Consider the following 20,517-nt stretch of genomic DNA (forward strand, 5'->3'; position numbering starts at 1 on the left):
ATGTCTTCGGTATTTAGCGATGCGATTAAGAATTTACTTTATCCAATTGGTGACCTTCTGGAAGATGAGGGTGTATCTGAAGTTATGATCAATGGCCCTCATGAAATCTTTGTTGAAAAGAAAGGACTTGTTTTCAAAGTTCCAAATCAATTTGAAGATGAATCATCCCTAATCTCAGCAATGCGTGCCATTGCCCAATCAGTAAACCGTACAATTGATGAAGACAATCCTCGTCTGGATGCTCGTCTTCCAGACGGTTCTCGTATTCACGTTGTTCTGCCTCCAATGGCAAAGAATGGAACAACTGTGGCCATTCGTAAATTCTCTAAAGACAGCTTAACACTAAAGGATATGATTTCATTCGGTTCAATGTCTGATGTTGCTGCAAGATTCTTAGATATTTGTGTTTACCTTGGAAAGAATATTCTCGTTTCAGGGGGGACTGGTTCTGGAAAGACGACGATGCTCAATGTTTTAGGGGGACGAATTCCTAAAACACAACGTCTTATCATTATTGAGGATGCGGCCGAGCTACAAGTTGATGCCGAACACGTTGTTAATTTTGAAACAAGAAAGGCAGATGAATTAAAGGGGATTGAAGAGGTTTCAATTCGTGATCTTGTTATCTCTGCCATGAGACTTCGCCCTGATAGAATTATTGTAGGGGAAGTTCGTGGAGACGAGGCCCTAGATCTTGTGCAGGTAATGAATACTGGTCACGATGGTTCAATGGGAACTGTTCACGCCAATAACCCAATTGATGCTTGTACACGTCTTGAGACGCTATGTCTTATGGGTGACACAAAGATTCCACCTGATGCCGTTAGAAAGATGGTAGGAAGTGCCCTACAGATTATCGTTCAATGTAGCCGTTATCATGATGGTGGACGTCGTACTTCACATATTTCAGAAGTTCTTGGTGTCGATAATAATGGAAATTATATTGTTCGTGATATTTTCCGTTGGGTTCAGACAGGTAAGGATCCACAAACAGGAAAGTATATTGGAGAGATGGTACCGTGTAATTACGTGCCAACTTTCTTTGAAGATATCGTAGTTCACAAGCTACCATTTCCTAAGTCAAATTTCTTGGCCCCTGACTGGGTTAAGGATATGGTTAAGAAGAAAGCAGCTTAGAGATACAGAAGAAGGCTTCTAGATATCGACTTCAATTCCGTCTTCATAGATTTCTACAATAAATCGATCCTGATCTAGCTCTTTAGTCTTTTCGACGATTTCTTTGATGTCATCTACCTCTAGTTCTGGCTCAAGCTCCATGTCGGCGCTAAATACCTTAATGATAGCAATACTCATCTTAAAGTCACTTAAGTCACTGAATTCAGATAGGGGGAACGTCACTTTGTAACCCCCTGAAAACTTGTCAATATCCACATCTATTTTCATATAATTAATTGTAATTACATTGGATTAAAATGCAATAAAATTTAAACTGCGTAGATTCCTGTAGGTGTGTCAAAAATTTAGTGCATAGAAAATGAACATGGCATTACTATTTTTCAACTAAGCACAAAAGAACACTTTCCACTGATATTATTGAAGGCGTCAGTTAGCCTAATTTTATTTTTGAGGGAAAAATTAAATGAGAAATAGAACGAAATCATTCATCAAATCAACTCTAATGATGACAGCAATTGCTCTTTCTGCAAATACTTTTGCAGTTGAAACAATTCAAGATGATATTGATTCAATTCGTTTTCAGCTTAAGTCTGAACAGATCTATACTTTCAAAAATTATGGACAAGGACAGTATAAGGAATTGGCCTTTACAAGAATTGAGCGACCGAGACTACAAGTTGGCCTTAAGAAGAAATCCTCAACAGAGACTTTAGAAGTCGCTATTGACGAATCTCTTTTAGTCGAAAAGAACTCACTCGTTAATATCAAATTAGAAAAGAATAACTTAGTTAATATTGAAAGTGCAGCAAACGCAAAGTCTTCAGTTTTGACTAAACTAAAGAATCACAAATTAGGACTTGATAAGAATCAGGCAGCAAAAATTCTTAAAAAAGATATTATCGCAAACCTTAATCGTGTGATTGCAAAAATTGGTTTTCGTGATAACACAAAGGTTCGTTATGAGATTAAGAATCTTGCTTTTAATTGTCCTTCTCTAAAAGGGCGCATTACAAATTGTCGTGGTAAGTATGATGTTGTTGCGACTTTAAAGAATGAAAAGAAGAAGACTTCAAATCTTTCTGAGATTCTTATTAACTCGACAAAGAACTTAAACTCTTTTGGAACGGAGATTGAAATTAACACTTATATTGGAGAGCTTCGTTCAATCAATAAACAACTTAATAAGCTATCTGAAGGAAAGCCTAAGGGCGTTGATCTTAAAAAGCTTTATGCTCTTAAAAAAGATGTACAGTCAGAAATCCTAGATTCTTACCAGTACACGGCCATTGCTACCACAAGTGCACAGGAATTTTTAACAAAGCTTAATTCTAAATTTAATTAGGAATTAATTGATACTTTGTTTTAAGCTAACAAATAAATTAATAACTTCATTTAATACATCATTATGAAGCTGACTGAAGTTGGCTTCATATTTTTTTGCCTGAGAGTCAAACTCTGCACGATTCTCTTTATTCTTAACTTCCAGTTTTAATTGATCCGCAAGAAAAGTTAATTTGATATCAAGATTATAAATCATCACTCTTAGGATAGGTGACTCTTCCCATTGTCCAAAGAAAACCTTGTAACTTAAGATTGTGCTTCTGTGATCAATGCGAGCAAGAGACTTTTTCAGAGTAAGTAGTGTTACCTTGAGCCACTCAAGTGACTTGTCTTCATTTAATCCGCTCTTAGGCGAAATCGTTTTAAGAGAATCAATTGAGCCATCGATCATGGCCTTAATTGCCAGGTGTTCGTATTTTTTTGCATCAAAGTCTAAGACTTCTTTTTGGTATTCGATAAATTCTTTGTCCACTAAGTTCAATATACTCATTTGATCGAAGTGCATTAATAAGTTGCTATCTTGTGCTTCAGTGTGGAGGTAGATATCGTGAAGGTTTTTACGATCCTCACGTAATGGAGACTTTTCAAAATTATTATGGGCCAAGCAGATTCGCACCGGATTTTGTAGTGAGTCTTGCATAGACTTTAAGATCTTGTCTCTGCTATCATCATTAGATAGACGATTTTTATTAATTCTAGTGAAAAAGTTTACAAATTTATTTTTAATACCCATATGAGATAAAATAACGACTTTTTTAGGGATGTCTAGCATTTAAGGTGAAATATTGAAGATAGGGATTTTTGATTCAGGCATTGGTGGGCTTAGCGTATTGCGTGAGGTCGCAAAACTTATGGATCGTTGCGAAATTTATTACTTTGCAGACCGTCTAAATGCACCTTATGGTAATAAGACAAAAGAAGAAGTGTTTAGCTTTTGTCGAAATATTGTTGATGACTTCATCTCGCACGGTATCGATACAATCTTAATTGCCTGTAATTCCGCAACGGCCATGGCCATTAATGAGTTACGCGCAAATTATCCTTCTATTCGATTCTTTGGAATTGAGCCATTTATTAATGTGATTAACCTAAGACCTGAGCTTAAGCAGCAAAAGGGAGTTGTTCTTACAACCAAAATTACGGCCGACTCGATGCGATTTCAGAGCTTAAAAGATCGTTATGATCCCGCAGGTCACTTGGTGTATCGTGTCTCAAAGAATCTTGCAAAAATTATTGAAGATAGCTTTGATAGTGGTCGATTAAATGAAGAAGAAATTTCTAAAGAGATTGTCGAGTCTATTTTTCCTTCAAGTGAGAAGGAGAGTTATGATTATATCATTTTGGGATGCACTCATTATCCATTCGTAAAAGATCTTTTTAAGGCCAGTGTTGGGGCCCATAGTATCTCTCCTTGTTATCATGTGGCCAAGCATATGGCCGATCAATGTGTCATAACTAATGATGGCGACATTGTTGATTTTTTCTACTATCGCGATAGTCGAAGTCCTGATTTATGGCGCAAAGTTAAAAAACAAAATTTAGAAGGTTTTCCCTTTTTCTAAGTGACGATCCTTAAAAGCGTAAGTTAAAATATGGCAAATTTTAAACTAACGAAGGATTGGTATATGTCTAAAATTAAATCTATAACTCCACGTCAAATCTTAGACTCACGAGGAAACCCAACTGTTGAGGTTGACCTAGTAACTGAAAATGGTTTCATGGCCCGTGCAGCGGTTCCTTCAGGGGCATCAACTGGCTCTAAAGAAGCTTTAGAGTTAAGAGATGGTGATAAGTCTTACTACCTTGGAAAGTCTGTTAGAAAGGCAATTTCAAATATCAATGAATATATCGCACCAAAAATCATCGGAATGGATGTTTTTGATCTAAGAGCGGTTGACCAAGTAATGCTTGATGTTGATGGAACTGAAAATAAAGAAAAGCTAGGTGCTAATGCGATCCTTGCTGTTTCAATGTGTGTTGCTCGTGCAGGTGCTCTTGAAAAAGGAAAGTCACTATACGCTTACTTAAGAGAAGACTTAGGTGTTCCAGTAGCAAGTGATAAGTACCGTCTTCCAACACCAATGATGAATATTATCAATGGTGGTGAACACGCTTCAAATAATCTTGATATTCAAGAATTCATGATTATTCCTCATATGAAAAAGTCATTTAGTGAAAACCTAAGAGCTGGTGTTGAAACTTTCCATGCTTTAAAAAGTGTTTTAACTGAAAAAGGATATTCAACAAATGTTGGTGATGAAGGTGGTTTTGCACCATCGCTTAAGTCACACGAAGAGGCCCTCGATCTAATCCTAAGTGCAATTGAAAAAGCTGGGTATAAACCAGGTCAAGATATCTCAATTTCTCTTGATGCTGCAGCATCAGAGTTCTTTAAAGATGGTAGTTACCAAATGCAAGGTAAGAGCTATTCAAGTGAAGATATGGTTGAATATTACTCAAATTTAGTTTCAAAATATCCGATATATTCAATTGAAGACGGGCTGGACGAAGCTGACTATTCTGGTTGGGTAAAGCTGACTGCTAAGTTAGGGGATAAGTGTCTACTAGTTGGTGATGACTTATTTGTAACGAATAAGAAGATTCTAGCTGAAGGTATTGAGAAGAAGCAAGCAAACTCGATCTTAGTTAAGATCAATCAAATCGGATCTCTAAGTGAGACATTTGATACGCTAAAGCTGGCCTTTGAAAATGACTTCAGAGCAATTATTTCTCACCGTTCAGGAGAAACAAGTGATGCATTCATTGCTGATCTTGCGGTAGCAACTTCAAGCGGACTAATTAAAACAGGTTCTGCTTCAAGAAGTGATCGTCTTGCAAAATACAATCAACTACTAAGAATTGAAGAGGCCCTTGGTAGTGAAGCAAAGTACGACGGATTAATCTAAGTAAGAAATAATAAGGCCTCTAAAAATAGAGGCCTTTTTATGTCTGATTCAAAATTAAAAGAAAATAATGAAGCTCTTCATTTCCTTCATGATCTTCTTAACCATACGCATGGGCTAAAATTATATCTGGAGTCTCGTGATGGGCAGATGGATCAGGCCGGCCTAGAAGTCATCTATAATGAAGTTGCGGCACTGGAAAATCAAATCACCTCACAATTTAATCGTTTAAAAGAAAATGGCCCCTATCGATTCGCCGACTTAATTCAAACATGTCAGACGCAATTTGAGATCTATCAGCTCAGTGTGGATTTAGTGATTGAGGCCTCTGGGCGTGAGCTGGCCCCTATCGAATTTTCTTGTGATAAACAAATTTTTGAACGACTCATAAAAAATATTTCAAAGAATATCTACCTATGGTCTAGGCCTGAGGGGAAGATTCACTGTCATATCAGTGATATTGGTGAAAAGATTCAAATCATTCTTTCCAATGAAATTGATCAGCATGCTGATTTAGATAAGGCCTCTAATGGTATTGGCCTTTTGTCGATGAAGCGGGTTGCAAGTGAGAATGGGATTGTCTTTCAAAGTTACTTGGCCGAGAAAAAGTGGTGTACGAAAATCTTGATTGATAAACTCGGGATAAGACAGCAAAATATCGCCTGCTAGGTAAAAGAATTCTATCTATATTAAAAAGTAATAAAGAAGGTTATTCTATATAACATATGGAATTTATAAAGATCTTTATTACGTTAACGACTTTACTTGCCGCTGGGCCGCTTGCCTTGGCAAATCCTCGTATCTATCAATCAGATGCCACAGCATTAAATAAGGGTGCATCGAGAGTTAAGATAGAGGGAAGTTTTTCTTCAACTCTTTCTCAGGTTGATAGCGATGGAAATGAAGTCGTTTATAATGATGACGTAAGCTACAATCTTCTTGATGCTAATCTTGATTACCAATATGCCATCATGTCAAAATTTCAGCTTCTAGCAGGTCTTAAAGGCCGCTATGTTAGTAGTGGCGATACAAATGAGACTCAAACCACAGCAGGACTTGAATCTTTTTATATTGGGGCCTTCTATGGCCTAGATAAAAAACGCGGAAGAGATTTTGCTCTTAGTGCAATCTATCGCTTCAGACCTTACACTGTCGATACATACTCTGGTTCAGCTCCAAGTGATGAGTTAATCCTAGGTGATGGTGGAAATGATATCAAAGTTAATTTCCTGGCAAAATTTGAATCAACTAAGTGGACGTCATACGATTTTAAGATCGGTTATCGTATCCCTGGGGCCCCTATTTCATCTGAAGTTACTTTTGATGCTCGTCTTGTTAAACACTATGTTGACTGGGCCTTCTGGTTTTCTGCTAATGGTGTTTATTCACTCGGTGGAGATGAATACACAGACAATCCTAATTCAAAACCTATTGTGGCAAGTGGCTACACTTCAAGATGGAATTCCATTAATCGTCAATTTGTAAATCTTGATGCTAGTGCACAAACGATATTTGGTAATAAGTACCTTGCCTACGCTACTGTTGGGACAAAGGTTTTAGGAACTTCAACAGATAAAGATTTCTATACAACGATTGGCCTAAGTTGGACCACTGGTGGTGTGACAGCACAACAGAAATTTGAAGAGAGTTTTAAAGAATACTCTGTTGAGGCCAATGTTATTAAGGTTTCACCAAGAGGTGTTTTTATCAAGATTGATCATGGATCTCTTGATGACATCCAGGCCGGAAATATTGTTGATATTTACAAGACTGACTACTTTGGTGGCAATATCTTAGTTGCCCAAGGAAAGGTTTATGAAGTCTCGAGTGCATCGGCCATTGTTAAGGTAGTAGCTCGCTATCGTAAGGTGCCAATAGAAAAAGGCTTTGCTGCTAGGATTAAGTAGCTGAAATGAGGAAATATTTAGTAATTGATATAATTGTAAGTTAAGCTAAAATATTGAATATAAACATAAAAAGGATATTATCGATGATGAAGCAAATTTTAATTGCTTTCTACCTACTGGCAACATCAGCTGTAATTGCGAAACCTTATACTTCTAACTTTCTTGAGTTCGAACTACCAAATGGTTGGGAATGTTCGATTGAGGGAAGTGAGTATGTTTGTCAGTCCACTAATGACAGAAGAAAGAAAGAGGCCATCATTATTTTCGCGGCAAAGCACCGTGGTAAGCAAGATGATCTTATTCAATACAAGGCCTATCTTGAGCAGGCCAAAACATTTAAACTACCTGGTGGTAAAACACAAATCTCTGAGCCTTCATATACAAGAATGAAGAAGATTCAAGGTCAAGGTCACACTTGGGTAGACTCTCTTCACTTATCAAGTGAAGTTCCTGGCTTTTTTACTCGCTACCTTGCGACAGTAAAAGGAGAGTTAGGAGTTGCGGTAACATTCTCTGTTGCTAAAGAACACTACCAAACTTATAAGCCAATCTTTGATAAGATCATCGAAACAATGCAGGTGTTCTCTCGTATTAAGAATAATGCTGATGGGCTTAAGCTTGCAGGTAACAAAGGTGAAGCTGTTCCTGGTGCCTCGGGTGACTTCTTAGATAATGAAGCTGGCCTTAATGATATTGGTGTTGGTGGGCAAAGACAAAAAGGTAAAGGCTCTGGTGGCGATGATATGACACTTTATCTAATCATTGCACTTGTTGTTGGAGCTGGTGTCTTCATTGCTAAGAATCGAAAAAAGAAAGGTTCTAAAAAGAAGAAAGGTAAAAAGAAAAAAAAGAAATCATAGAAAATAAAAGGCCTCTCAATTGAATATATGAGAGGCTTTTTTTTATTCTGATTTTAAACAAGCTTGAATGGCCGTCTTAAAATTAAGATTCGTGGCAACACTCGTACCGAGATTTGTTGCATATCCATAATGACTATTTGAACAACCCCCATGAGAGTGTACGCCAATAATTTTTCCTGATTTTAAGTTAATGATACTTGAGCCAGAATTCCCTCCTGTAGTATCAACTTTATGGCGGATAACTCCAGTTCTTCCGACACTTTCTAGGTAACCAATTCCATTTTGTTGAGCAAATGATCTTTCTACTTCTACATCGTAACCATGGCCGGTAATCGATATAAGGGCCTTGCTTTCAGGTACTGTATAGTCTAGCTCATAAAAGCCTTGGGCCGCTCCTGCGTATTTTTGTGTATGAGCATTTGGGAGTAGCTTCATTACGGCCCAGTCATTTCCAGGGCCAGCGTTGCTATAGATCACAGAGCTCTCATCTACCTTGTAGACATCTTCCTTTGCTGAGTAATTAATTCCTTCTTCATCGGAGGCAGGCGTATTAAATTCAATGAGTTTAAAGTATTTATGACAATGTCCTACCGAGATAGCGCAGTCTTTAGAAATCATGGTTACAGTGCAGCCATCAGTTGCTGTTTCACTATAGAGTGCGCGACCTACTTTTAGATCATGTGAAGGGATTCGATCATCAATTCCGCAAATTGATTTTTCTAAGGCGAATATTGAAGGCGATAACAATAATAAAAAGATAGGTGTTAATCTATTCATGGAAATCCTTTTGTGTGTTGCGATGGGTCAATTTAGAGGATTTCTGAATTCTTATCAATGCTTTGTGTAGACTTTATAGATAAAAAAAGGCCCAATGAGGGCCCTTTTCGATATAGTAAATATTAAGTATTTAATCTATTCACTTGCAAGGCAGTTCTCAACTGCTGCTTTAAATTCTGGGTGTAGTTGAAGTACAGTTCCAGCATTTGCATTAGATTCGTTACTTCCGTAACAACCACCATGAGAGTGTACACCAACAATTTCACCAGTGTTTAAGTCAAGGATACTTGAACCTGAGTTTCCACCCATTGTATCAACTCTGTGGTTTAAAATTGCAGGCCTATGGCTTCCATAGTAGTCACCACCAATTTCAGTTAATGGCCCAATATTATTTTGTTGAGCAAATTTTCTTTCAAACTCATTGTCATTTCCATAACCAGTGATTGAAAGAAGTGTACCTTCAGCTGGAGCTTCTTTTGCAATAGGGTAGAAGCCTTGTGCTTGACCTGGAAGAAGTCCAGTTGTTTTGTGTGGTTTAATTTTAAATACGGCCCAGTCATCACCTTGGCCATTGCTCTTATATTTGATTGTCGCTTTGTCAGCTTGATAGATATCTTTTGGATCAGGGTGTGCAATACCTCTTCTTGTTGAAGGAGGTGTATTGAATTCAATAACATTGAATGTGGCGGCACAGTGACCTACTGAGATTGCACATGAATTTGATACTAATGTAACTGTACAACCGGCCTTATCTCTTGCTCTTTCTAGAGAGCGTCCTACTTTTGGATCACTTGATGGTACGCGCTCATCCATTCCACAAATTGTCTTATCCATGGCAAAGATTGAGAATGGCAATAATGCGCTTATGATTAATTTTTTCACTATTCTCTCCTTAGTTCGTGAAGAAATATAGTAGGGCCTTGGAGAGTAAACGACAAATCTGTAATTGAGTTAGTAAGAAGTTGTTAGAAAGTTAAGATTTGAATATTTTTTTAAGAAGATTTAAATAATTTTCTTCATTCATGAAATGTATATTGTGTGAAGCATTCTCTACGATGTAGCTCTGGAAGTCGACGTGATCAGATGCAATATAGGTATCGCAATACGTTTGGTATTTCTTGTCTAATTCTCCACATAGGTAATGATAGAAGGTTCCTTGTGGTAATTCGTTCAAGTCTCTTAGATCTCTTTGATTGGCAACAGAAAGCATTTGCGAGACTTGAGACCAGCTCTCAACATATTTAACAAAATCAAATTCTTTTTGCTTTAACATTTTAGGTGCACGAGGTGAGAGCTTGATATTTTTAAAGACACCTTGGTCATACCATTTGTCAAAGAATGTTTCGGCCTGTGCATCTTTAAATAAATTTGAATCATGTTGTAGACGTTTTTGTCGTTCTTCTTGGTTGCCTGTAAAACCTGGTGCTCCCGATTCATTAACAAAATTCTTTATGGCCTTGGTATTTGCCAATTCCTTGTCACGTAGGATTTCATTGAAAAGGCGGCCAGACATTGAATACGTAATGAAGTGGATCTTTTTATCTGTCTTCTTATCAATTTCTACGATTGAAGTGATTAATCTTTCTTTAAAGAGATCAAGAGATCTTAGCTTTTGATTCTTTCCATGTCCTGGAAGATCGATATAAATGAGTAAGTAGTCATTGGCCAAGTGCTTTGTTACTTCTTCTAATTCAAGAGAATTTCCCATGAAGCCATGACTAATGAAGATAATATCTCCGTGAGGATTACCCTGGGCACTTATGTAGATATCTTCATTAAATTGCATGAAAAGCATATTCATGAGTAACTTTATTTTTTCTCGACCGATTTTAACACCGACTTGCAGCTCTTTTAGGTCACGGGCCTTGTATAGTAAGTGAGGCCTTTCAAATGAGATGAGTTCATCTTCTAGAATACTTTGGGCCTGTGCAAGAGAGTGATCATCGCAGAAGGTGAGAGCAATAAGGTTTTCATACTTATCATTCTTAACTGGGGCGATATAAGCATTGCTGAAATGCCTTGATAATTTCTCTTCAATAATTTCTGGATTTATATTTTCCGCGGCCTTTTGAAAAACAAAATCACTTCGGCCCAAGATTGTATAATTGCCATCTTCATCAAGTTTTATAAGATCATTGGTAATGTACTTTTGATTGAAGTCATCACCGTTTAAGTATCCAATAGCGATACTCTTACCTTCTAAGACACACTTTGAATCGACAATACTTACGTTACCATCCATTGGCCTACCACATGTGCTTAGGAGTTTGTTATCTCTAGTAAAGGGCGTTGCTAGAAATTGTGCACAACTTTCACTGGCGCCAAAAGAGTTTGAGAGATTGATGCCAGAGCTTGTGGCCTTTTGGATAAGAGCACTTGAAACCTTAGAACCCCCAAGAACAACTCCTTTTAGTTGACTCATTCTTTTGATCATTTTTTCAGATTCCATGAGCCTTGCAAGTTGCAGTTGAACGAGTGAGCAAATTGTGATTTGTGAGTTATTTAAGAGGTCATTTTCGAGTTGACCTGCATCGACAATTGTTAAAGAGCTTCCCGCCACTAGGCTTCGCCATGCAATCATGATCCCACCAATATGAAAGAGTGGGAGGGATAAGGCCCAGTTGTCTTGTTGATTAATTTGATAGTGATTAACAGTTGCTCTTGCACTATTTAAAAGTGACCCTAGGCTTAGCTTTACGCCCTTAGGTCTACCTGTAGAGCCCGAGGTGTAGATGACACTTGCACATGAGTTGAGTCCCTCTATACCAGTAAATTTGGCCTTGGCCAGGCCCTGTAGATCATAGTCGGATGCAGAGGACTCAAGTCTTCTGTGATCAACTAGAATTGGTGTTAGTCCATTCTCAATTAAACTAAAGTAATTAACGAGAAAAGAGATATTGTCATCTGGCAGCCATGAAAGAACTTTAAAATTTGAGGGATCGTTAGATTTCTTAGACTCTTTTGAAATCTCTTGGCGTAGTTCTTCGTATGTGAGAACACATCTGCCATCTTGATAGATAAATGGCCCACTCGCATCTTTAATAAGCTTAGAAATAAAACCAGATTTATTCATAACTGCGCATTAGCCCAACAACCACGCCTGCTATACGGAAGTCATTAGCTTCTGTAATGACAAAAGGTGAGAGGCGATCATTTGCTGGATGGAGCTCAACTGAGTTCTTCTTTTTAAAGAAGTTTTTAACAGTTGCTTCATTATCAACAAGGGCAATAACTGTTTGTCCTTGATTGGCATTTTCTTGGGCACGACAAACAAGGATATCACCTTCGTGGATACCATCATTAATCATTGAGTCTCCCTGTACGTTTAGGGCAAAGTACTTACCAGGACGAGACACCATGTGATTTGGCACAAGAGTGTGCTCACTTGGATTCTCAATGGCCTCAATAGGGTTTCCGGCCGCTACATCTCCTAAAAGTGGGACTTCACTAAAGTGAGCATTTGAGTTCGTCATTGCTGACAGCTGCTGATCAAGATCTTGTGATGAAAGCTGTTCTTCGTCTAAAATCTTAATTCCACGGCGAGCGTTCCAGTCGACCTCAATTTTTCCGGCCTCTTGAAGATAGTGCATATATTTATTTACGGAACCGAAAGACTTTAGTCCGAAGTGTTCCTTAATCTCTTTCTGAGTAGGAGCATAACCTTCTGCCTGAAAGTAATTCTTTATATAGAGGTAAACTTGATTTTGTTTTTTTGTTAATGCCATATCAATATGTTATGCGTAAGATTTGCGTAAGTCAATATAAGTTTTATTCACATTATTTGTGAACATTTTTCACGGTTTTTGTGAAAAAATCTTACAATCAAAATTCATCCCTTTCAGCAATTGACGTAGGGCCTTGAAATAGCTACTTATAGGTCATCAAATTTAAGGGAGGGTTCATGAAATCGTTTACAAGTTTAAGTCGTTTGGCAGTTATCGCTACATTACTATTTAGTACGAATGCATTCTCTCTAGATGCTGGAGCGCTGAATAAAGCAAAGTTCGAAAAACTCGATACAAGAGATCAAGAGCAGTATCTTGAAATTGTTGATCGTGAAGTAACTGAAGTTTATCCTCGTTATGATCTAGTTTATAACAAGCTGGTTAGTGAGAAGAGTAGCGCAGGACTTGGTGAAGTCTTTATGACAGTTGATAAAATCTTGGCCCTAGGGCAAAAGATTTGGAAAATTGTCGATGCAGGAAAGCCAGTTAGCAGCACTAAATTTACAAAGCCAATTAGTATCATTCCAAATATGGATGATGTTAATGGAACATTCTCTTCAATGTCTCACTGGAGAGCACCTATCGTTCGCTCATTTAAAGTTGCTTATCGCAATGGATTTGGATCAGAAGTTATTTCATTTGTTTACACTGTTGTTTTTCAATACGGTGGAAAGTTCGAAGGGAAGGGCTCTTATATCACAGGGCTTTTTGTAAGCGCTAGTAACGTAAGTGTTTCTTGGGGATTCAACTTCTCAGCTTCAAGTGAGATTATGTCGATTGCCAACCAAGGAAGCATGGATTCACCAGTAGCTTCAGCAGTAGTTAATATCAACTACAAAGCTTCATCAGTTCTAAAATCAATTGATGAAACGGATATCTTCTACGTAAATGGTGATGGCCTACTACAAAGAATGAATTAAGAATTAAAATAGAAAAGGCTTCCATTGGAAGCCTTTTTTTATAACTTGTTTGCCTCTTTCAAAGCATCCGTTAACATTGATTTAAATCGATCAAGTCTTTCTTCTTGCTGATTCTTATGCTTCTTAGATGATGCCGCTTCTGCACTTAAATTACGTCCTTCAATTGCAGGAGCAATAATCTCTCTAATCATATACTCTCGAGCACGAACGCCTGTTCTTGTTCTAGTGATTTTAGACCACTTAAAATCCTTCTTATCGATGATATTAAAGAGATCTCCCGCATTAATCGTAAACTCTCTAAAGAAACCTCGTAAACCTCGAGAGCGCTTCTTCATACGGTTAAGTTCAGTTTGAACAAGAGCATAGGAGAGTTGGTCTCCAAATGATCCGTCGCTTGTATCTTTCGTTAATGCATTTGCTAGTAACTTTCTTAGATTTGGATCTTCGGCAATATTATCGATTGCTCCTTCTTCAACTTTCTTGAGGATATACTCTTTTAGTTCACGTCCCTCACGTGTTCTCATAATATCCGTTAATAGACGGTTGTTAGTGATGTCATCTATTTTATCTAGCACAAGATTATCTGGCCCATTATAAGTGGCCAGCTCTTTTTTAAAGACCTGGTTTAGGTTCATACCTAATTGGGAAGTGATAAGATTTTCTAACATCTCACTTTCCATGAGGGCCTGTGTGTTCTGGGCAGTCGTTGAACTTGGGTTATCAAGACTATGTCTTTGCATGGCAATGGTTGTATTGTGAATTGCTTGATCACAGATTGCCGTATTATTATCACATGAATACTTAAGTGTTGATCCAACTAACTCAAGTGTTGAAATGAGTTGGGCATTAGGCATTCCGTCACTAGAATCTTCCTCTTTAAAACCTGTCTCTTGCGACTTTGCTGGAATTGTTAAAAGAATATCCATGACCTTGCCAAGTTGATCTGGGTTCTGATCACCATAGACTTGAACAAAGCGGCCCTTCACTTCTTCCTTGGCCTGCTCTTCAAGTTTAGTCACACAAGTATTCATATTCTCAGTGGCCTCTTCAAGACTAGGCTTATTTGGCCTTTCAATACATCTTTCAAATTCACGGTAAGCTTGAGATTTTGTGAGATCTTCTAACGTCTCATTTGGGTTTGCAAATTTATTAAGATCAGTAAGTAGTGTTCTTGCAATTGTCTTGGCAATATTTCCGATCTCACCACTTAGGCAATCCTTAGCGTTTTCTTGTGCCTTCACATCGTCTTCGACTGAATCAAGACACTTCATTAAATTTCTTGAAGATGACTCTGTTAGTGCTTTCACCTTATTTGGCTCGCCATTAAAGAGGGGTGCAATCGTTTCTTCGATTATTTTTGGTGCAAGAGAGCGGTATGCATCCTTTACCGTAACTGACATACAGACACTTGCTGCCTGTGTTGCATTGACTTCATCATTACTTTCTTTTTCCTTGAGGGTTTGATCAAGACAAGAGTTTAGTTGTGTACTGATCTTATTCTTAGCATCTTCGAATTGTTCTTTCGTGAATTTAGATTTAAAGTCCTCTAAAGTTTTATCAATAGCACCTGGAGCGACACGCTTAATTAGAAGTGGCGTCAGTGTATCAACATTACTATCAAGATTTTCTGGGCCGCTATTATTAATATGATTTTCAATAAAACGATTAAGAGAGCTCAATTCAGTTGCCGGCAAGTTAAAATCTTTTACTTGTCCATGGGCCATCTCTTTTGCAATTAGCCCAATTACACTTCTTTGGGTTTTGAATGTACAAGATGAGATCGTTTCATTCATATTTTCTTGATAAGAGCTTAGCTTAGTATGCTTAGCTAAATCATTTTCAAGACATGACTTCATACCGTTTTGAACACGTGTAAGCTCTTGTGAAGAGATTGCAGAGTTTACAACGCTATCAGCGATACCTTTATCACTTGTGGCCTTATAAATACTATCTTTTAAGATCGAGCCAGATAGGGAAGTAATGGCCCCTGTTAAACACTGGTTTATAAGATTCTCATTTACATCTTTTGTTAGGTCACGATAAATTTCACGCTTAGCATGTTCGATGCAAACCTCGTAATCTTTTATAATTCTTTGTGAAAGCTGAGCTCTTTTTTCTTCATCGATACCAAGAGAGTCAAATTGTTTATCAAATTCGATGGCCAGTATAGACTTGGCCGCTTGTGCTGTTGCCATGGCCGTAATAAAGACAGAGCATTCATTTCCATCAGTTGTCTTCTTAGCACTCATACATGCCGGAAGATGCTTGGTCTTAATCTCTTCAATTAAAAGATTCTTCTCATCTTGCGATAAACTCTCTGATATTTTTGGGTTTGTTAAGATGGCAATTTCAACAACATCATAAGTGGCACTTACTTTTAAGCTATCAATACATTCACCAATAGTTTTCGTAAATTGCTCGGTACTCATTTTAGCAAGAACCAAATACTCTTGAGGTGTTTGTCCTTTTGAGTTAACAATTGGAGCATAGCTACAGTTATTCGACTTTCTTAAGATATCTCCAACGATAGCATTATTCTCAGATCTTCCTGTATATGCCTTTATCGCATCATTAACACGTCCAGCACGTGTGCGATGATAACTTTCAAGGATACCTGTATAAACACAGCCTTTGACAACAGAAGTGGTATCGATGACTTTTTCAAACTTATTGAAGTTCTCATTCACACACTTCATATAAGCATTCGTTGATTTTGACTTTAGTGTCGGTAATCCATCTTCTGGTGTGAAGTTAAGTCCAATTTGTTTCTCTAATTCTTTTTCTCCAATTGAAAGAGCGATATTATTGGTGAAAACATTGGAACACTCAATTACTTGATCCTTACGAACTGCTTTTTCTAAACACTTATCAAGGTCTTTAAGATAGGGGTCAACGAATGCCTGCTTCTCTTGGGCACTACTGAATGTTTTCATATCGTCTAATAAGAGATTTACGACTTCTTTTGAATATGCACTTGCTAGACTTCTAATCTTATCAAAATTTCCAATATCTTGTTTATTGATATCATCAAAGATTTCTTTAATTCTAGCATCACTTAAGTTCTGAGAAATTGCACCAATATTCTTGAAAGTCGTATAGAGGAATTCTTCTTTATCAAATGGATTTATGCTGCCAAAGAAATTGAAGACGCCAATGGCCCCTCTTTCGATGACACCCATGGTTTTATCGCCAAGGTCTGCTTCTTCAATATTTGAATAACTTAATTTGGCCTGGAGAGACTTACGGTGACATTCTTTTTCTAGCTCGCGAAATTCATTAGTAAGCTGCTCTCTTTCTTTTGCGATTGATGTTCTTTCGTATCCATTTAATTTTGAGATAATTTCATTTAATTGCTCATTAAGCTCAATTGCAGGTGTGATAAGATTAGCAATACACTCCGAGGCATTATGACAAACCACTATAGCAGAGTCTTCACTATAAGCTGTATCTTCAAGTGTTGACACAAAATCTGATTCAAGTTGGTACTTCTCTTGTAATTCACTTATTGGGATAAATTTACCATCACTGGAAACAACTCCAGCGAGAAGCTCTTCTTTTGTATTCGATTCACTCTTGCAGATAATAGGTGCAGCGCTGGCCGTTTTAGAAAGACTAAGCTTTGCAATATCACTTGCTAGGTGAGTTGCTCTTATCTGCGCAGTTCTATTTGCTGATTTTATTGTACAGTTAGATAGCTTTTCATTTGTATGATGCTTTGTTGGAAAGTAGGCAATAGGCACATCAAGTTTTAAACTCTTATGCTTTGCATCTCTTTGGCTATATCTTGCTGCCGGGACTTTGTAGCTAATACTATCGTTATGACAAGAAACGAAGTAACTAGTTAGCTGTAGCGCTCGCGGGTTAGCGACTCGAGTACAGCTTTGCTCATAGATAATAGTGTTACGATCTAGAATGGTAGCACTGCATATCGGTTGGGCCGTTTGTGCTGTTGCTTGAATATTGCCACGCTTTAACACACAGGCCGACAGCTCGTCTGAAGCGTAGACTTGAATGGATGCTGTGATGAATATGAATAAAGTAACAATAAAACGATACATTTCATTGATCTTTTCGGAATATTCTTTTTAATACTTGAGGAAAATGTTGAGGTATTTAGAATAAATTTGGGCCAGAGATCGAATCTAAGTAGCTAATAATTCCTTTGGCCGAATACTTTGCATAGAGATGGTGGAACCAATCATCAAGAACGAGGGATGCTTCATTAGAATTTGTTAAAAATCCGGCCTCTAATAAGATGGAAGGTCTTTTTGAAAGGGCCAAAACATAGAATAGGCCAGGCTTTAGGCCTCGGTCTTTCATTTTGTAATTCTTTGTTAAAAGCTTACCAAGTTGATCATGGACTTGTGTCCCAAGCTTCTTCGATTCTGGTGCAACTCGCTCAACCACAAGGTCTGTAAGGATATTATTGATAATGACCTGCTTGCCTTCAAGGTCGCGGTTTTCAACAGCTTCAATCTTTGCAATGGCCGCATCTTGGTGATTATTTAAGTAGTAGGTTTCAAAGCCACTTGAGCTACTATCTTCGGCCGCATTTAGGTGAATCGAGATGAAGATATCGGCCTTGATAATATCGGCCATGTCAGCTCTTTTTTGTAGTGAAACAGTTTTATCAATTGTTCTTGTTAGGTAGGCACGATGCCTTTTAGTTTGATTGATATATTTCTTAAGCTTTAGAGCAATTTTTAAAGCGACATCTTTTTCGCAAATAATATTTAATTTCTTCTTTCTCCATACTTTTGCCTTGGCACCACAGTCCTCTCCACCGTGACCTGGGTCAATGAGGACAGTCGCTGAAAACGTCTGCGTTGTAAGTATTATGGAACAAAGAAGAAGTAAGTTTTTAATCATGTATAGTTATTATATGGATAACGTTCTAGCTGTGCAAATGGATTTTATAAAGCTTGTGTATCTTTTGGTCATGAAAGTCTTCGGGGATGCTCCATCTCGTCATATCCTTGACTTCAAAGCTTTGTTGAACACTCTCGCTGAGCTTGAAGCTACGTAAATTATTTGAAAAATAAAGGACACCACCATCATTTAATAGTTTTGAACATTGCTCAACTAACATTTCATGATCTTTTTGTACGTCAAAGACTACATCCATTTTCTTAGACTTAGACATAGAAGGAGGATCGAGGATGATGACATCATATTTCTGTTCTTGTTTTTGTGCTTCATCGTTTAAATACTTCAAAACATCTTCTCTGATAAAAGAATGTTTATTGATATCTATTTCGTTTAATTTGAAATTCTCTTTTGCCCAGTCGAGGTAGGTATTAGACATATCAACACTTGTAACCGAGGCCCCTGCATAAGCGCTTGCAACTGATAGGCTACCTGTATAACAAAAGAGGTTTAAAACACTCTTTCCTGAAAAATTTTCTTTTGCAAGAAGTTGCCTTAGTGGCCTATGGTCGAGGAAGAGCCCAGTATCGATATACTTATTTAAAAGAAGCTTGAATTTTAGATCACCTTCTTGAGAAACAAGTGGAGTTTCTCCTTTAGATTTTTCATATTGAAAGTCTTGTCCTTGAACCTTTCTTTCCTTAATAAAGATATTCTCTTCATTTAATTGGGTGTGTTCCTTGATTGCCTCAATTAAGAGGGGAAGGTGGTTCTTGTCAGCATCAATCTTATCAATACTTCGCTTATAGATAACACAATATTGCCCGTGAATATCAACGATAAAAGGGAAGTCTGGGATATCTCGATCATAGAGTCGAAATGAATCGATATTATTTCTCTTGGCCCATTTCTTCTTATGTCGATAAAGCTTTTTGATACGGCCGTTAATTGCGCTCATGAGAGATCCTTTATGAATTTTAAGCAACTGATATCACAACGATTATGCTTAAATTTTAATATTTTACAAGTACCCGATTAAAGTATTCGGTTAAGTTTTCCGTTAAGTATGACGATATTACGAAAGCTTATCAATTTTAACATATATATAATTGATTCACATTTTTTTCGTGAGGAGAGTTTAATGAAATTTATGGGAAGAAGTATGCTTGCGCTTTATGCGTTTGTAGCAATTTCTGGAAGTACTTATGCAAGTATCTTTACTTTTGGCGAGCTATTATTAAAGCCTGTCTCTATCAAATCTAAAATTGTAAAAGAAGGCGTTTCTGGTGGCTCTATCACTAGTTTAAAAGACTCTATTCACAATAGTGTTGCTTCTCTTTCACATGGCCATGTAAGCCTAAGTGATGGCCTTGCTGCTGTCAAAGCAGATGCAACAAAAGAAGATGCAGCAAAGATTGGCCGTATCCAGGCGGCGTTAAAAATGAATCATGACTCTGTTACGGGACAAGAATTCAAAGATATCGTTAACGACCTTGCTTATATCGCTTCTGTCTATGGAGAAGATTCAAGTAAGCTACTGAATTGTACTTATTGTAAGTCTGATCAATTAGCTAGTCTTGGTTTTAAGTCAAATATTACAGTTATTGCTGATCCTAGTTTGAAAAGACTAGTTTCTCGACTTCCTAAAAGTTCAACAGCGATTAGTCGTTATATAAGTAAAATGAGCCGAAAGGGGAATGCGAAAGATATTTCTCGCTACCTCGATTCTGGTGATCGTAAAACACTTGCTCTATTTTTTAGCTTCAATGATCGTGGTGCTAAGAAAGAATATAAGCAATTCTATGAGGCCGTGGCCAAGTACAACTCTGATAAGGGTGGCAATGTGACTTTTGCAGGCCCTACAGCGAAAGGTACTTTTTGGAAAATTATCGACGGTAAATTTTCTCCTCAAAGAGCTGCAAAACTTGCTAAGGCAATTAATGAAGCGGCCAAGAAGCCTGTCTCTAAAAGAGAAGATGAGTTTTATAAGCAACTTTACAAAATCAGCGACAAAACTCCTGAGACGGCAAATAGTATTGAAGAGCTAAAAGCTAAAAAGTGTTTTTTCAAATAATTAATTT

Annotated in this window: 18 protein-coding genes; 9 read left to right on the forward strand and 9 right to left on the reverse strand. The window is 37.5% G+C overall.

What is annotated here, in order from left to right:
* Positions 1-1,137, forward strand: a complete 1,137-nt coding sequence (locus ABMA78_RS12710; RefSeq protein WP_392860541.1) for a CpaF family protein — start codon at positions 1-3, stop codon at positions 1,135-1,137.
* Positions 1,138-1,155: 18 nt separating this feature from the next.
* Here the strand turns inward: ABMA78_RS12710 and ABMA78_RS12715 are convergent, their stop codons facing one another.
* Positions 1,156-1,404 carry a hypothetical protein gene (locus ABMA78_RS12715; RefSeq protein ID WP_392860543.1) on the reverse strand — a complete coding sequence of 83 codons (249 nt, stop codon included), beginning with the start codon at positions 1,402-1,404 and terminating at the stop codon, positions 1,156-1,158.
* 196 nt (positions 1,405-1,600) lie between these two features.
* On the opposite strand from ABMA78_RS12715, the gene ABMA78_RS12720 reads away from it, so the two are divergent.
* Positions 1,601-2,479 (forward strand): hypothetical protein, encoded by an 879-nt coding sequence (locus ABMA78_RS12720; protein ID WP_392860544.1) that lies wholly within the window; start codon positions 1,601-1,603, stop codon positions 2,477-2,479.
* Between the two features lie 3 nt (positions 2,480-2,482).
* Here the strand turns inward: ABMA78_RS12720 and ABMA78_RS12725 are convergent, their stop codons facing one another.
* Positions 2,483-3,211 carry a hypothetical protein gene (locus ABMA78_RS12725; protein ID WP_392860546.1) on the reverse strand — a complete coding sequence of 243 codons (729 nt, stop codon included), beginning with the start codon at positions 3,209-3,211 and terminating at the stop codon, positions 2,483-2,485.
* 52 nt (positions 3,212-3,263) lie between these two features.
* Here ABMA78_RS12725 and ABMA78_RS12730 point away from each other — a divergent pair, with 52 nt between their 5' ends.
* From ABMA78_RS12730 to ABMA78_RS12750, 5 genes are all read left to right on the forward strand, one after another.
* Complete coding sequence (locus tag ABMA78_RS12730; RefSeq protein ID WP_392860548.1) at positions 3,264-4,040, forward strand: glutamate racemase; 777 nt, start codon at positions 3,264-3,266, stop codon at positions 4,038-4,040.
* A gap of 63 nt (positions 4,041-4,103) precedes the next feature.
* Entirely contained in the window at positions 4,104-5,384 is a 1,281-nt protein-coding gene (eno, locus tag ABMA78_RS12735) for a phosphopyruvate hydratase (protein WP_392860549.1), read from the forward strand.
* 39 nt (positions 5,385-5,423) lie between these two features.
* Positions 5,424-6,050, forward strand: a complete 627-nt coding sequence (locus ABMA78_RS12740) for a hypothetical protein (protein ID WP_392860551.1) — start codon at positions 5,424-5,426, stop codon at positions 6,048-6,050.
* A gap of 56 nt (positions 6,051-6,106) precedes the next feature.
* Positions 6,107-7,288: a hypothetical protein gene (locus ABMA78_RS12745; RefSeq protein WP_392860553.1), complete on the forward strand. Its 1,182-nt coding sequence runs from the start codon at positions 6,107-6,109 to the stop codon at positions 7,286-7,288.
* Positions 7,289-7,371: 83 nt separating this feature from the next.
* Positions 7,372-8,148, forward strand: a complete 777-nt coding sequence (locus ABMA78_RS12750; protein ID WP_392860555.1) for a hypothetical protein — start codon at positions 7,372-7,374, stop codon at positions 8,146-8,148.
* A gap of 42 nt (positions 8,149-8,190) precedes the next feature.
* Here the strand turns inward: ABMA78_RS12750 and ABMA78_RS12755 are convergent, their stop codons facing one another.
* The 4 genes from ABMA78_RS12755 to lexA form a co-directional block, all read right to left on the reverse strand.
* Complete coding sequence (locus ABMA78_RS12755) at positions 8,191-8,925, reverse strand: trypsin-like serine peptidase (protein ID WP_392860556.1); 735 nt, start codon at positions 8,923-8,925, stop codon at positions 8,191-8,193.
* A 135-nt stretch (positions 8,926-9,060) separates the two neighbouring features.
* Positions 9,061-9,807, reverse strand: coding sequence for a trypsin-like serine peptidase (locus tag ABMA78_RS12760; protein ID WP_392860557.1), 747 nt, complete (start codon positions 9,805-9,807; stop codon positions 9,061-9,063).
* Positions 9,808-9,898: 91 nt separating this feature from the next.
* The gene (locus ABMA78_RS12765; protein ID WP_392860558.1) at positions 9,899-11,998 is read right to left on the reverse strand and encodes an AMP-binding protein; all 2,100 of its coding nucleotides are present in this window, start codon (positions 11,996-11,998) and stop codon (positions 9,899-9,901) included.
* The gene (gene lexA / locus ABMA78_RS12770) at positions 11,991-12,650 is read right to left on the reverse strand and encodes a transcriptional repressor LexA (protein ID WP_392860559.1); all 660 of its coding nucleotides are present in this window, start codon (positions 12,648-12,650) and stop codon (positions 11,991-11,993) included. Before lexA ends, ABMA78_RS12765 begins: the two co-directional genes overlap by 8 nt.
* A gap of 176 nt (positions 12,651-12,826) precedes the next feature.
* Between lexA and ABMA78_RS12775 the strand changes: the two genes are divergently transcribed.
* The gene (locus tag ABMA78_RS12775; RefSeq protein WP_392860561.1) at positions 12,827-13,570 is read left to right on the forward strand and encodes a hypothetical protein; all 744 of its coding nucleotides are present in this window, start codon (positions 12,827-12,829) and stop codon (positions 13,568-13,570) included.
* A 38-nt stretch (positions 13,571-13,608) separates the two neighbouring features.
* Here ABMA78_RS12775 and ABMA78_RS12780 read toward each other — a convergent pair whose 3' ends face one another.
* The 3 genes from ABMA78_RS12780 to ABMA78_RS12790 are packed head-to-tail and all read right to left on the reverse strand — an operon-like array spanning position 13,609 to position 19,394.
* Positions 13,609-17,628 carry a hypothetical protein gene (locus tag ABMA78_RS12780; RefSeq protein WP_392860563.1) on the reverse strand — a complete coding sequence of 1,340 codons (4,020 nt, stop codon included), beginning with the start codon at positions 17,626-17,628 and terminating at the stop codon, positions 13,609-13,611.
* A gap of 55 nt (positions 17,629-17,683) precedes the next feature.
* Positions 17,684-18,439, reverse strand: coding sequence for an N-acetylmuramoyl-L-alanine amidase (locus tag ABMA78_RS12785; RefSeq protein WP_392860565.1), 756 nt, complete (start codon positions 18,437-18,439; stop codon positions 17,684-17,686).
* 25 nt (positions 18,440-18,464) lie between these two features.
* Positions 18,465-19,394 (reverse strand): class I SAM-dependent methyltransferase, encoded by a 930-nt coding sequence (locus ABMA78_RS12790; protein WP_392860567.1) that lies wholly within the window; start codon positions 19,392-19,394, stop codon positions 18,465-18,467.
* Positions 19,395-19,577: 183 nt separating this feature from the next.
* On the opposite strand from ABMA78_RS12790, the gene ABMA78_RS12795 reads away from it, so the two are divergent.
* A complete protein-coding gene (locus ABMA78_RS12795; RefSeq protein WP_392860569.1) occupies positions 19,578-20,510 on the forward strand; it encodes a hypothetical protein in 933 nt (310 codons plus the stop codon).
* Positions 20,511-20,517 lie beyond the last annotated feature (7 nt).

Origin of the sequence: Halobacteriovorax sp. RZ-2, from assembly GCF_043196685.1 — a bacterium.
Classification (GTDB): Bacteria; Bdellovibrionota; Bacteriovoracia; order Bacteriovoracales; family Bacteriovoracaceae; genus Halobacteriovorax_A.